Origin of the sequence: Lysinibacillus sp. Y5S-8 (genome assembly GCF_036894365.1) — a bacterium.
Taxonomy (GTDB): domain Bacteria; phylum Bacillota; class Bacilli; order Bacillales_A; family Planococcaceae; genus Lysinibacillus; species Lysinibacillus fusiformis_D.
The window spans coordinates 3,232,518-3,246,668 of the sequence record NZ_CP145889.1 but is presented as its reverse complement, the minus strand read 5'-3'; the positions used below and the strand labels follow the sequence as shown (position 1 = coordinate 3,246,668).

Below are 14,151 nucleotides of genomic sequence, written 5' to 3'. Positions count from 1 at the left end.
TAGACAAAAAGGTGATTGATAAGTCATGGCTTGAAAAATTCGATAATGGAACTATGACAAGTGGTGATTTTGAAGGTTTGAAGATCATCATTGCACAACGTAGCGCTTAATAGCTGAAGCCTGTTACCTTAATTGGTAATGGGCTTTTTTTATTTTAAAAACATAGATTTAAATTATTTACAATGAAAATAATAGTAATTATTGTTAAGGTTTTGTAAAAATGATAAATCATTCTCTTGATAAGAATGTCAAACAAAATCCGACGAAATTGAAGATAATGCTACTTTGTAACCACTTCACTTCATAAATACCGCCACATTGTTGCGTGGATAATGGCGTAATGTGGCGGTTATTGTAAATTTAGTGTAAATTTCACGCCATATTTTGGCGTGATTTAGATATAGGTACGCATACTTTTTTAATGTTAGGATATTAAATGACTCGAGAGTAATGAAATGTTATAACATTTTAATTTTATTAGGATAACGGAGGATTAATTTTGAAGAATAATATCTTTAAAAATATTATAGGTTTGATTTGTTTTACATTAATTTTTAGTATTGTTACACCTAGTTTTGCATTTGCAAGTGAATCTCAAGATGCAGACTTAATAAGTCCTGTAAATCAAGAAACAGGTAGTGTTTACGAAATAGAAAATGATACAGAATTTGAAAATCTAGAAATCATTCAAGACGAAACTACACAAATAGATGATATAAGTCCACCTAGTATTGATAATGAAATCGAAGCTCAACCATATGCATTACCACTTGTTCCATTATTAGCAGGCATTGTTATTAAAAAAGGTGTTGAATATGTTGTAAAAACTTCTGCAGGCCGTATAGTTAAAATTAGTGCTCATGCTGCTGATCAAGCAGTAGATCGTAAGATTACAGGGAAAATGATAGATGAGGCTTTGACTAAGGGTTCAAAATATGTAGATGGTTGGAGCGGAGAACGTATTGGTTGGTTAGAGGGAGCATCTTTGAATCAAAGAACTGCAGTCCTACTTAATAAAAATACTGATGTTATCGATACAGTATATAATCAAAACGAAAAGAAATTGAAATGGTTAAAAAGCAATTGGCAGTACAAAGGAGATATTAAGTAAAAAAAGCACTACGGGAGATCCAGTATAAAGGTAATTCATATATAGCATTACAACAATCCATGGTATAGTAACTGTGGATTGTTGTTATTTAGTTAATATAACTATCGCTAATAGTGTAAGGGGGTTTTAATTATGGCTTTATTAAAAGATTATAGTGATCAACCTAATTGTGAGGTTGAAATAAATTTAGTTTTAGTTAATGAATCTAGTGTGAAATTTAATATTCTATTTCGATCAGGTCATAGTTTTCCTGAAATAAGTTCTGAAATAGTTTGTATGAGAAGAGACTTTTTTAAATTATTAGAAGATCTAAGACAAATTGATACTAAACATCTAAGTATGTTAGAGGCCCATGATCCTGGTTTATGTATTTATCATATCCCACTATTTGGTTCTTATTATTACCCTGGACATGGTTTTCTTCAAGTACCTGAACATGAAAGAGACGAATGGGAACCTTATTATAGATTAATTTTTGTGTTAGATGCAGGGGAGAGAAATAATCATAGTGCATCAGAAACTGGGCCTGCACTATGTTTAAAAGTGAAAATGGAGCAAATTAACGAATTTGTAGAGACCTTAATATCAGAGGCAAATAGATTGAGTTTATAATAAAAATCAATGTAGTAGGATATTTAACAAATAGAACATAATAAAGCCTTTAATATAAAAGTTGAATAATTTTTAATCAGTCACCAAAATAAAGACCAGGCGCTCAATTGAAAGTGAGTACCTGGTCCTTTTTTGTTTATTCACTTTTTGATTGTTATTTAGGTAAAAAAAGTGACCAAAAAAGTGACTAAGCAAATAACTTTTATTAAATCTGAATAAATCAAAGCAACTTCAACTCTATTAAAAAACCATTTAAATAAGCGTTGTTAAAACATTTTACATTTTAATAGAATAGAGTAACTTCTATATTAATAAACGCCTCGATTGTTCATCCCAGGGAAATTGTGCGCCCATAAGGGTTTATAAGGAATCTGCTTTCGCATAGCAGTAGGGACATATCACAAGCTTCACCCTATCATCAGCCAACTTATCTGAAAGGGAAACCGGACAGGGAGTGTAGCATGTTGGAAAAGCCATAAGTTACTTAATGACCGATGTACGACTGAATGGCGAGATGAATTGTATAAATAAGGATAAAGGCTAAACTGCTTGAATGACAGCTCAAGGGGGACTACGGGGACCTTTAGCGGGAGGTCATGATTTACGCTATTTGAAATGTGCATTGTCCTTAAAGATTTCGAGGTCAATGATGTGATACCATTTCACCCAACTTTCGTATAAAAGTAACGAGCGAACGTCATATCCGACATTATACATGCGACAAGTCTTTATAAATCTAAATGGGGATTACCTAAGTCAGAATGCCTTTGGGCTATGTGTATAGACACTGAATATCTGATATGGTAACGGAGCTCTCGTAGTAGTCCGAGCTAGGGAAAGCCTAGTACATGGCGAAGGGGAGCAGTTTACAACGTTAATACAAAATTGGGAAGGAGCGGAGGCTCTATGAGAATTCCGAAAGTAGTATTAAATCGTCTAACTGCCAAAGCAAAAGATAAGAATTATGTATTTGAACGGCTATATCGTAACTTATACAATAAAGAGTTCTATTTTGAAGCTTACGCAAAATTGTATACAAACAAGGGTAGTAATACAAGAGGGATCAATGAAGATACGATTGATGGTATGAGTATAAAACGTATTGAAAAGCTCATTGGAAAATTAAAAACGCAAACGTATCAACCAAATCCAGCACGACGGACGTATATCCCAAAAAAGAACGGGGAAACAAGACCGCTTGGCATTCCTACCTTCGAGGATAAATTAGTTCAAGAAGTTGTTCGGCGATTACTTGAAAGTATTTATGAACCGCATTTTTCCATACACTCTCATGGATTTAGACCAAATCTTAGCTGTCATACAGCATTGAAAGAAATCCGCAATACTTTTACGGGAACAAGATGGTTTATTGAGGGGGATATTAAAGGCTTCTTCGATAATATAGACCACCATGTATTAATAAATATTTTAAGAAAACAGATTCAAGATGAAAAATTCATCAATTTAATCTGGAAGTTTTTGCGAGCAGGCTATGTGGAAGATTGGGTATTTCACAAAACTTATAGTGGCGCACCACAAGGCGGGGTTATTAGTCCTCTGTTATCGAACATTTATTTAAATGAACTCGACAAATATGTGGAGCAATATATAGAAAGTTATAATAAAGGTGATAAACGTACACACAATCTTACTTATCATAACCTAGCATCAAAAATTGCGAAGAGAAAAAGTAACAATAAACGTGATTGGTCTAAATTAAGTGAAGAACAAAAGAAAGAACGGTTAAAAGAATTAAAAGCGCTTTATAAAGAATTACAAAGCCATGATAGTAAAGACCTTTTTGACCCAAATTACCGACGCTTAAAATATGTGCGGTACGCAGATGATTTTATACTAGGTGTCATCGGTAGCAAAAAGGAAGCCGAACAAATTAAGCAAGACTTGAAAACGTTCTTAAAAGAACAACTAAAGTTAGAGTTAGGCGATGAAAAGACCTTAATTACTTACAGTAAGAAAAATGCGCGTTTTCTTGGGTATGATATTCGTGTTATGAGAGATTGGCATAGAATGAAAATGCCAAATGGAACAAAAAAGCGTAAGTTCAACTATCAAACAAAGCTTTTCGTTCCGCATGAAAAATATATCCAAAAACTTGTACAGTTAAATGCGTTAAAAATAGGAGCAAACAATGGTTGGAAACCCATTCATCGCCCGTATTTGGTGCATAATGATGATCTTGAAATTTTACGTACGTACAATGCTGAAATAGAGGGTTACTACAATTACTATCGTCTAGCGAGTAATGTACATGTTTTACAGTCTTTCCGTCAAACGATGAAATACAGCATGATTAAAACGTATACGAATAAATATAAAAGTACTGTCAGCAAAATTATCACTAAATATAAGATTAATGGGCAATTGGGTGTTCGATATGAAACCAAAGAAGGTCTAAAAATTGCTTATTTTACAGAGCAACGAATGGAAAAGAACGATACGATTAAACAGCCAACAGTTGATATAGTTGAAAATACATTAATTTATACAGGGCGAACGAGTATGATTGACCGATTACTTGTCGAAAAATGTGAATGGTGCAGTATAATGGGAGTACCACTTGAAATGCATCACATCCATAAACTAAAAGATTTAAAAGGCAAGAAAATGTGGGAACAAAAAATGATTGCCCGAAGAAGAAAGACAATGGCGTTATGTACATCGTGTCATCACGATTTACATAATGGTAAGTTAGATTAAAGTAAATGGAAAGCCGTATACTCTGAGAGGAGTACGTACGGTTTGGAGGGGAGTTCTTGGAAACCTAATATAGAAATATATTAAGGCGCTGGGTTCTCACCCTACTTTCGAGAAGCTGTTAAACGGTCTGCCGCTTCCATTATTTGTGCTCATAATCATCCAAGTGGTGTGCCAACACCTAGTACGGAGGATATTGAGGTAACGAAGCGAATTGTTGAAGCCGGTTATATTATCGGTATTGAATTAATTGACCATGTGATCATTGGTGATCATCAATTTATTAGCATGAAGGAAAAAGGGTATTTTTAACTCTGCATGAAGCATGCAGAGTTTTTTTTATTGAGCCAGCAAATGCTTTTTATACAGAAAGTTAAACATCTTCGTTAGGCAGTTATAAAATTTTTGTATTTTTTTGTGGTTTATTGGCGAACCTTTTTCTTTACAAATCGTTAATGTATTCATAGAAACGCTATTATCTTCACAAAAATTGGTAGCCTGATACACGTTGTCTTATGAGAATAAAAATTATATGCTAATCTATACGTACTATTTTTAGTTTAAGAGGGAATTAAAATAGTATCTTTTCTGTGAGATGTAGTATGTGACACTACAAATTCTTGCGCTTTTCCGTTATAATGAACGGTATGAATTTTATCTTTATTTCAGGGAGGACTCCCATCGAAATTGGTGGTGAGGTGAATGAGTGTGTAATTTTTTCGAGGTGTCAATCACCAACTGATGAAGATAAAAGCTTTGACAGGTGTGATAGGCTTTGAGAGGAGTCAATTGTGTTTTTTACACAATTAAAGTTCCTGCACATTGTCGTCAAAGATAATGGATGTCAACGAAAGTATGGCTTATATAGAAAGGGAGTACACAATTTGTTTGGACTAGGAAGCAAAGATGTCGGGATTGACCTCGGCACAGCGAATACATTAGTGTTTATTAAAGGAAAGGGGATCGTTTTACGTGAACCTTCAGTTGTAGCAAAAAATACAAAAACAGGAGATATCGTTGCCGTTGGTAATGATGCGAAAAATATGATTGGTCGTACACCTGGCTCAATCGTAGCAATTCGTCCAATGAAAGATGGCGTTATTGCTGACTTCGATATTACAACAGCAATGATCGAATATTACTTAAAAGAGGCATGTAAAAACTCTGGAGGCAACTGGAAAAAACCGAATGTGATGATTTGTGTGCCTTATGGCATTACATCAGTGGAGCAACGTGCGGTTATTGATGCAGCACGACAAGCGGGTGCAAAAGAGGCGTTCACAATTGAAGAGCCATTTGCAGCAGCAATCGGTTCAAATCTTCCTGTATGGGATCCTACTGGCTCAATGGTTGTTGATATCGGTGGTGGTACAACAGAAGTTGCCGTTATTTCTTTAGGTGGTATTGTAACGAGTGAATCCGTACGTGTTGGTGGGGATGCGATGGATCAATCCATCATTTCGTATATTCGTAAAACATATAATTTAACAATTGGTGAACGTACTGCAGAAGCTGTGAAAATGGAAATTGGTACGGCATTGGCAGAAGGTCCAGAGGATAAAATGGATATTCGAGGACGTGACCTATTAACTGGTTTACCAAAAACAATCGAAATTTCTTCACAGGAAATTTCTGAATCATTGCGTGAAGCGGTTGCCTCTATTATTGACGGCGTTCGCAAAACATTAGAACAAACTCCTCCTGAATTATCTGCTGACGTAATGGAACGTGGTATTGTATTAACTGGTGGTGGTGCGCTATTAACAAACTTAGACAAAGTTATTAGCCAAGAAACAAACATGCCAGTCTTTATCGCAGAAGATCCGTTAGACTGTGTAGCAATTGGCACAGGTAAAGCATTAGATCATATCGACTTAATTCGTCAACAACAAGTAAAAGGGTAAGGAGGTTGAGGCAATGCCACACTTTTTCTTCAATAAGAAAGTAATTTTGCTGCTCGTAGGTATGGTTTTTCTTGTGGCATTGATTAGCTTCTCATTACGTGATCGGACGAATGCAACTTTACCAGAGCAAATTATTAAAGATACTGTCGGCGTCGCACAATCGATTGTTGCGAAGCCGGCGAATTATATTAATGGTATTTTTAATAGTATTGACTCCCTCTTAAACACGTACGAAGAAAATAAACGTTTAAAAGCACGCTTAGAAGATTTTGCAGTTGTACAAGCTGAAGCTACGGATTTAAAATCAGAGAATAACAAGCTACGAGAGCTATTGGATAAAACCGAGAGCTTGAAGGCATTTAATCCAATTCATGCAACAGTGATTGCTAGAAATCCAGACCAGTGGGAAGAGAAAATTATTTTAGATAAAGGGTCTTCCCATGGTGTCCAAAAAAATATGGCAGTTATGACGGCGAAAGGTTTAGTAGGGAAAATTATACTAGTAACACCTTTCACATCTGAGGTAGAGCTTTTATATACAAATAATCCAAACTATCGTGTTTCTGCGATGGTATTAGGAGAAAAAGAAGCATACGGTTTAATCGAGGGCTTTGATGAAGAACGTAATAAACTCATTATGAAGCGAATCGATTCTAGCTTAACGGTGAAAGAAGGCGAGCAAGTAGTTTCTTCAGGGCTTGGTGGTATTTTCCCAAAAGGTGTCCCAATCGGAGAAATTACAGAAGTTAGTACAGATGATCATGGCTTAACAAAAATGGCTTATGTCAAACCATCTGCTGATTTTTCAATTTTAGAACATGTTGTCATTGCTAAACGTACATCAACAGTTATTGATGGCTCAGACGGCAATACAACAAATGAAGATTTATCGAATCCGCAAGAGGCGAGTGAAGAGGAGGCGGAATGATGGTTCGATTTCTCATCCCCTCTGTAGCGGTTTTACTATTCTTATTAGAGCCAGAATTTGCTATGCTTTCCCCGATTGAAATTAAAGGGGAAGTCTATTTTCTGGTACCACGTTTTTTAATCTTATATTTAATTTTTATATCCATCTATTACAGCCGTAAACGTGCGGTAATGTATGGAGTTTTTTTTGGTGTCTTGTATGATGTGTTTTACATTGATATTATTGGATTATATTCAGTGCTTTATCCACTTATATGTTTTTTAGCAGGCTCTATCGTGAAAGTTATCCATCAGCACTTAGTTGTGACAACGACAATTTCAGTTGTACTAGTAGCCATTTTAGAATTTATACTATATCAATTTTTCTTCCTAATTGATTTTACAGCAATACCTTTAGCGGATTTCTTACGTTCACGACTACTACCAACAATTATTGCTAATGCTTTATTTTTAATGATTCTTGGTTGGGCCTTCAAATATCTAATTAATGCGCGTGTCTTACAGAGAGCACGTGAAGTTTCTTAATAAAGAACAACGTGAGGTGAGGCATTCATGAAAAAACAGTTAGTTAATATGAAGGGAACGAAGGACGGTTTTGTACTACGTCTAGACGATCAATGTTCGTATAGCGAGTTAGTAGAAGAATTGAAGAAAAAAGTGTTAGAAGGCGGTATCGATGGTAAAGTAGATGTACAATTATACTTAGGCTATCGATACTGTACTGATGAACAAATGAATGAGCTGATAAAAATTGTAGAAGAAACGGAGCAACTTATTGTATCTAAGGTGCAAAGTGAAGTACTGACTGTCCAAGAAAGCAACCAGAAAATGATTGAAGGTCAACAAGATACATATATTGGTGTGGTCAGGTCAGGACAAGTTCTGCGTTCATCAGGGGACATTATCATTGTAGGCCATGTAAATCCAAACGGTCGAGTAGAGGCTGGCGGTAATGTATATGTCCTAGGTAGACTAAAAGGAATTGCACATGCGGGTGTGCATGGCAATAAAGAAGCAATCATTGCAGCATCTCGATTTGAAGCCACACATATCATGATTGCTGATCAAGTTCAGGCAATGTCAGATGAACATGTAAACGCGATCAATCAGGCAGAAATGACTTGTGCATTTCTTGGCTATGATGGACGCATTACGTACGATCAAATTCATGCCTTAAAAAATATACGACCATTGTTAAATGTGTCTAAGGGAGGAAGCTAGTGTGGGAGAAGCGATCGTCATAACTTCAGGTAAGGGCGGTGTCGGTAAAACAACGACAACGGCTAACCTTGGGACTGCATTGGCTCTACAGGGTAAAAAAATATGTTTAGTTGATACAGATATCGGCCTACGCAATTTAGATGTCATTTTAGGTCTGGAAAATCGCATTATTTATGACCTAGTTGATGTGGTGGAAGGACGCTGTAAAATCCATCAAGCATTAATTAAGGATAAGCGCGTAGATGAGAAACTATTTTTATTACCTGCTGCTCAAACAACGGATAAAAACGCTGTTACCCCTGAGCAAATGAAGAGCTTAGTAGAGGAATTGAAAAGGGATTATGATTATGTATTAATCGATTGCCCTGCCGGTATTGAACAAGGCTATCGTAATGCTGTCGCTGGTGCAGATCATGCGATTGTTGTGACAACACCTGAAATCTCTGCTGTTCGTGATGCAGATCGTATCATTGGTTTACTTGAACAAGAAGAGATTACAGCACCTAAACTTATCATTAATCGTATTCGACAACATATGATGAAGAGTGGTGATACATTGGATGTCAATGAAATTACTACACATCTTTCTATTGATCTATTAGGCATTATTGTCGATAGTGAGGGTGTCATCTCATCTTCCAATAAAGGTGAACCAATCGTCATGGACCCATCAAATAAAGCTTCATTGGGCTATCGCAATATTGCCCGTCGTATTCTTGGTGAGTCCGTGCCATTGATGGCTATTCAAAATGAGCAAAGAGGTATGTTTTCAAAACTAAAGGCTCTATTTTCAAAATAAATGACAACCTTTTCGTACAAATGTACGAGAAGGTTTTTTCTTGTGCATGTTTGGACATGCAATCTCATATAGTGTGGAAAAAAGGATGAGAGCTTGTTTAAAAAATGGAAATGGTTCGTCACGATACTACTTGTGGCAGCAATCATGCTTGTAATTCGTTTAGAAGATCAAGGCGTAGTAGATACACCCGTTCGAAAGCTTGTAACAACCTCTGCAGATTTAACCTATTTAAGTGAGCTCGGACAAAGTTGGTTCGAAAAAGAAAAAGAGACCATCATGGTATCAAGTGATGTAGGGCAGGCCGATCTTCTAACATTTGCTAATGCCCAAGTTTTTAAAGAAGGTTATTTATTGCAGTATGATGTTGGTTTACCGATCTATGCTGGGCAGAATGGGTTGGTCGTTTTTACTGGTCATACAAAGTATACGGGCAAGACTATGACAATCAGCTATGAGGACGGGACAACGGTATCTTATGGTATGTTAGATAGTTTAGCGCAGCTCCCTTATACATCGATTCAAGCTAATGATTTAATTGGTATGAAAGAAGCTGGTCAATTATATATGTCCATTGAAAAGGGAGATACTCATTATGATTTAGAGCAAATTGTACAATGGCTTGAATCGACGGAGACCAATGAGGATTAAATTACATCTTCTATGTATCCCTCTGGTATTTGTCATGATTTTTAGTGGACAATTAGCTTATTACGCCATCATTTTATTTTCTTTGCTGTGGCACGAGGCAGGTCATTTAGTAGCAGCAGTATTGTGCGGAGTGAAGGTGAAATCATGCGTTATTACACCATATGGGGGAGAAATTCAATTTGAAAATCCAGCGGTTGTGCAAGCTTCGTCACTCCTATGGATTGCATTAGGAGGACCAATCGCTACCATAATTGGGATTGGCCTCGCTTTTTTTATGCCTGATCTGCTCGCCAATAAGCTAATAACTGTACAATTAGTGTTACTGGCTGTAAATATTGTGCCCATCATACCGTTAGATGGTGGCAGACTAGTATTAGCCTGGCTATTTTTAAGTTATCCAAGAGCTCAAGTGGTGGAAATGTATTATTGGTTGTCTTTCATCATTGCCACTACACTATTACTAGTCACTTTCAAGTTCTTGCCACAGTCTATTTTTTTAGCCATCATTAATTTATTCATTTGGCTGCAAGCATTGAAAGAATGGCGCTATCGAAAATATAGAGTTGCTTTTGAAAAATATGTTATGAATAGATTGACTTAAAAAAAAACGTATGGTAATATTTTAATGTTATTGTTTGTAGCACCCGTGCTACTACAACCGCTCTGGAAAGGTTTAAGTATCTAATAAGATCACCTTTTAAAACAGGCGAGTCTGAGTCTAAGAGGAGGTGCAGTAAAATGTACGCAATTATTGAAACTGGTGGTAAACAAATCAAAGTAGAAGCTGGTCAAGAAATCTATGTTGAGAAATTAGGCGTAGAAGCTGATGAGGTTGTTACTTTTGATAAAGTATTATTCGTAGGTGGCGAAAACGTTAAAGTTGGCGCTCCATTCGTAGAAGGCGCTACAGTAACAGCTAAAGTTGTTAAAGAAGGCCGTGCGAAAAAAATCGTTGTTTTCAAATTGAAAGCTAAAAAGAACTACCGTCGTAAACAAGGTCACCGTCAACCTTACACAAAATTAGTTGTTGAAGCAATCAACGCTTAATTGTGAGGTGTAGCGAATGATACAAGTTACGATTCATCACAATGAAAATAGACATGTGTCAGCATTTGAATTTTCAGGACATGCTGGGTACGATGAATCTGGTAAAGATTTAGTGTGTGCAGGAGCATCTACTATTGCCATTGGTACAGTAAATGCTATTTATGCATTATTACAAATTCAACCAGAAGTCGAACAAGCTGCTGAAGGTGGAGGCTATCTTAAGGTAGATTTACCATCAGATTTAGAGCCTGAAGTAGATGCAAAACTACAGTTAATTGTTCAAGTAATGACTGCCCAAGTGTATTCTATGGTGCAAAATTACGGACAATACATCCAAATCAACTACAACCAAGTAGGAGGTGGAACTCGATGAAATTATTATTAGCATTAGACCTTCAACTTTTCGCATCGAAAAAGGGTGTAGGTTCTACTAAAAACGGACGTGACTCTGAGTCTAAACGACTTGGTGCAAAACGTGCTGATGGCCAATTCGTAACTGGTGGTTCAATTCTTTACCGTCAACGCGGTACAAAAATTTACCCAGGTACAAACGTAGGTCGTGGTGGTGACGATACACTATTTGCTAAAGTGGACGGCGTTGTTAAATTCGAACGTTTAGGTCGCGATCGCAAACAAGTATCTGTATACCCAGCACCACAAGAAGCTTAATCTTTTAAAAGATATCATAAAGCGGAGGACTGCATTTATTGCAGTCCTTTTTTTGGCTAAATTTCAACAATGCCGATTCTTTAATCAATTAAGCTGAGGCATAATTGATTAAAGAATTAAGGGAAAAATAGAGCAAAACTTGTTATACTAGTAAGGATAACTTTATTGGAGTGAATGGGATGAACAATCAATCACTAACCATTAGTGAAGTATTACGTTTTGCAAATCATGATTATGTGAATCAACTGCAACTGATTCGCATGAATTTAGATTTAGGTAGAATTGATGAATCAAAGAAACTTATTCAACATTATTCAGAACAATTACGAGTGTTTTCTATCCTCAATCGACTACAATTACCACAAACAATTGAGTGGCTACAAACAGCAGGATGGCGTTATCCATCACTAGCATGGAAGCTAAGCGGTGAGATAAAAAAGCCAGTGACCAACAATATTGATCGGGAAGTTGTAGATTATTTAAACAAAACAGTTATGCATGTTTATGATACATTAGATCCATTTACAGAGCAGATCCTAACGCTTGATGTACGTGTTGACGATCATACATTTGCCGTGACATTCACGCTAAATGGGTTATGGAGTGCTGATGCATTCACCGAAAAAGGTTTGAAACAATTCGACATTCAAACAATTGAGCAGACAACTACGCTCTGGCAATATGTCTTGAGTGCAAATAGGGAGTGAACTAAATGTTTGTTGATCACGTAAAGATTTTTGTTAAAGGTGGCGACGGTGGAGATGGTATGGTTGCCTTCCGTCGAGAAAAATATGTACCAAATGGTGGTCCAGCTGGTGGAGATGGTGGACATGGCGGTAACGTCGTATTTGAAGTAGAAGAGGGCTTACGAACGTTAATGGATTTCCGCTATAAACGCCATTTTAAAGCGCCTCGTGGTGAGCATGGGATGAGTAAAGGCATGCATGGTAAAAATGCAGAGGATTTAATCGTTAAAGTACCACCAGGCACAGTGGTTATGAATGAAGAAACAAATGCAGTTATTGCCGACTTAGTCGAGCATGGGCAAAGAGCCATTATTGCGAAAGCTGGCCGAGGTGGACGAGGAAATTCTCGTTTTGCCACTCCTGCCAACCCAGCGCCAGAACTTTCTGAAAAAGGTGAGCCAGGACAAGAATTAAATGTTATATTAGAGTTAAAAGTTTTAGCAGATGTAGGATTAGTTGGTTTCCCAAGTGTTGGTAAATCAACGCTTTTATCAGTGGTTTCTGCTGCTAAGCCAAAAATTGGTGCATATCATTTTACGACAATTGTACCGAACTTAGGCATGATTGAAACGGAAGATCACCGAAGCTTTGCGATGGCAGATTTACCTGGGCTTATTGAAGGGGCACATGAAGGAGTAGGGTTAGGCCATCAATTTTTACGACATATTGAACGTACACGCGTTATTGTCCATGTTATTGATATGTCAGGAATGGAAGGTCGCGATCCATATGAAGATTATTTAACAATCAATGAAGAGCTAAAACAATATAATCTTCGTTTAACAGAGCGCCCACAAATAATTGTAGCCAATAAAATGGATATGCCAGATGCAGAAGAAAACTTAGCAGCATTCCGCCAAAAGGTAGGAGAAGATGTTCAAATTTTCCCAATTTCTGCTGTTTCACGTCAAGGGTTAAAAGAGCTGTTGTTTGCCATTGCGGATCTACTGGAAGTAACGCCTGAATTCCCACTATACGAAGATGTAGAGGAGCAATCAGACGCAACTGTCATGTACAAGCATGAGGCAAAAGGTGAAGATTTCGAAATCACTCGTGACGATGATGGTACATTTATTATTAATGGTTATGCCATTGAGCGTTTATTTAAAATGACGGACTTTAGCCGTGAAGATGGTATTCGTCGTTTTGCTCGTCAATTGCGTGCAATGGGTGTGGATGAGGCTCTGCGTCAACGTGGAGCACAAGATGGCGATACAGTACGCCTACAAGAGTTTGAATTTGAATTTGTCGATTAAGACATGAGTTTTAGGGGGAAGCGTATGAAGAATGTTGCGAATCAGCGATATTATTTAGTTCGTGAGGATGTTTTAACGGATGCAATGCAAAAAACTTTGGAAGCGAAACACTTACTATCAAGTGGTTCAGTATCTTCCATTTGGGATGCGGTAAAGCAGGTGGATTTATCGCGAAGTGCGTTTTACAAATATCGTGATGCGGTTTTTCCTTTTCATTCAATTGTGCAGGAACGCATTTTAACAGTCTTTTTACAGCTTCAAGATAGAAAAGGAACACTTGCTAAGCTTTTAGAAACTGTGACAATTACACATTGTAATGTATTGACAATTCATCAAACGATTCCGATTCAAGGACGTGCCAATGTTACTTTATCATTAGATGTAACAAGCATGACCTGTGATCTTGATGACCTCATTCAGCAATTAAAGCGCTTAGATTTTGTAGAATCAGCAGAAGTAATTAGTTCTGGAGCATTATAATAACAGTACAGTGTTC

Annotated in this window: 16 protein-coding genes, 1 pseudogene and 1 other annotated feature; all 17 genes and pseudogenes read left to right on the top strand. The window is 36.9% G+C overall.

The genetic code is table 11. The features are described 5' to 3' along the window. Positions 1 to 499: 499 nt before the first annotated feature. A complete protein-coding gene (locus V6670_RS15740) occupies positions 500 to 1,111 on the top strand; it encodes a hypothetical protein (RefSeq protein ID WP_336636923.1) in 612 nt (203 codons plus the stop codon). A 132-nt stretch (positions 1,112 to 1,243) separates the two neighbouring features. Then, positions 1,244 to 1,723, top strand: a complete 480-nt coding sequence (locus V6670_RS15735) for a hypothetical protein (RefSeq protein WP_338651612.1) — start codon at positions 1,244 to 1,246, stop codon at positions 1,721 to 1,723. Positions 1,724 to 2,629: 906 nt separating this feature from the next. After that, entirely contained in the window at positions 2,630 to 4,441 is a 1,812-nt protein-coding gene (locus V6670_RS15730; RefSeq protein ID WP_338651611.1) for a reverse transcriptase domain-containing protein, read from the top strand. 105 nt (positions 4,442 to 4,546) lie between these two features. After that, positions 4,547 to 4,750 (top strand): annotated as a pseudogene (locus V6670_RS15725) (JAB domain-containing protein); the annotation flags it as partial. Positions 4,751 to 5,322: 572 nt separating this feature from the next. Beyond that, entirely contained in the window at positions 5,323 to 6,342 is a 1,020-nt protein-coding gene (locus V6670_RS15720; RefSeq protein WP_036124163.1) for a rod shape-determining protein, read from the top strand. Positions 6,343 to 6,355: 13 nt separating this feature from the next. Further along, positions 6,356 to 7,270: a rod shape-determining protein MreC gene (mreC, locus tag V6670_RS15715; protein WP_036124096.1), complete on the top strand. Its 915-nt coding sequence runs from the start codon at positions 6,356 to 6,358 to the stop codon at positions 7,268 to 7,270. Beyond that, the gene (gene mreD / locus V6670_RS15710; protein ID WP_080717089.1) at positions 7,270 to 7,794 is read left to right on the top strand and encodes a rod shape-determining protein MreD; all 525 of its coding nucleotides are present in this window, start codon (positions 7,270 to 7,272) and stop codon (positions 7,792 to 7,794) included. Before mreC ends, mreD begins: the two co-directional genes overlap by 1 nt. Positions 7,795 to 7,821: 27 nt before the next feature. Further along, positions 7,822 to 8,490 (top strand): septum site-determining protein MinC, encoded by a 669-nt coding sequence (gene minC, locus V6670_RS15705; protein WP_058843996.1) that lies wholly within the window; start codon positions 7,822 to 7,824, stop codon positions 8,488 to 8,490. A gap of 1 nt (position 8,491) precedes the next feature. Next, the gene (gene minD / locus V6670_RS15700) at positions 8,492 to 9,289 is read left to right on the top strand and encodes a septum site-determining protein MinD (RefSeq protein ID WP_036124107.1); all 798 of its coding nucleotides are present in this window, start codon (positions 8,492 to 8,494) and stop codon (positions 9,287 to 9,289) included. 93 nt (positions 9,290 to 9,382) lie between these two features. After that, positions 9,383 to 9,937: a peptidoglycan DD-metalloendopeptidase family protein gene (locus V6670_RS15695; protein WP_036124111.1), complete on the top strand. Its 555-nt coding sequence runs from the start codon at positions 9,383 to 9,385 to the stop codon at positions 9,935 to 9,937. Beyond that, positions 9,927 to 10,538, top strand: a complete 612-nt coding sequence (locus tag V6670_RS15690) for a stage IV sporulation protein FB (RefSeq protein ID WP_141905017.1) — start codon at positions 9,927 to 9,929, stop codon at positions 10,536 to 10,538. Before V6670_RS15695 ends, V6670_RS15690 begins: the two co-directional genes overlap by 11 nt. 45 nt (positions 10,539 to 10,583) lie before the next feature. Further along, positions 10,584 to 10,661: a sequence feature (ribosomal protein L21 leader region), on the top strand. Between the two features lie 14 nt (positions 10,662 to 10,675). Continuing rightward, positions 10,676 to 10,984: a 50S ribosomal protein L21 gene (gene rplU / locus V6670_RS15685; protein WP_036124117.1), complete on the top strand. Its 309-nt coding sequence runs from the start codon at positions 10,676 to 10,678 to the stop codon at positions 10,982 to 10,984. Between the two features lie 16 nt (positions 10,985 to 11,000). Beyond that, the gene (locus V6670_RS15680) at positions 11,001 to 11,357 is read left to right on the top strand and encodes a ribosomal-processing cysteine protease Prp (protein ID WP_036124121.1); all 357 of its coding nucleotides are present in this window, start codon (positions 11,001 to 11,003) and stop codon (positions 11,355 to 11,357) included. After that, positions 11,354 to 11,653 carry a 50S ribosomal protein L27 gene (gene rpmA / locus V6670_RS15675; RefSeq protein WP_004226673.1) on the top strand — a complete coding sequence of 100 codons (300 nt, stop codon included), beginning with the start codon at positions 11,354 to 11,356 and terminating at the stop codon, positions 11,651 to 11,653. Before V6670_RS15680 ends, rpmA begins: the two co-directional genes overlap by 4 nt. A 179-nt stretch (positions 11,654 to 11,832) precedes the next feature. Further along, positions 11,833 to 12,360: a Spo0B domain-containing protein gene (locus tag V6670_RS15670; RefSeq protein WP_338651610.1), complete on the top strand. Its 528-nt coding sequence runs from the start codon at positions 11,833 to 11,835 to the stop codon at positions 12,358 to 12,360. 5 nt (positions 12,361 to 12,365) lie between these two features. After that, entirely contained in the window at positions 12,366 to 13,655 is a 1,290-nt protein-coding gene (gene obgE / locus V6670_RS15665) for a GTPase ObgE (protein ID WP_036124130.1), read from the top strand. A gap of 24 nt (positions 13,656 to 13,679) precedes the next feature. Continuing rightward, positions 13,680 to 14,135, top strand: coding sequence for an ACT domain-containing protein (locus V6670_RS15660; protein WP_004226679.1), 456 nt, complete (start codon positions 13,680 to 13,682; stop codon positions 14,133 to 14,135). Positions 14,136 to 14,151: the final 16 nt, after the last annotated feature.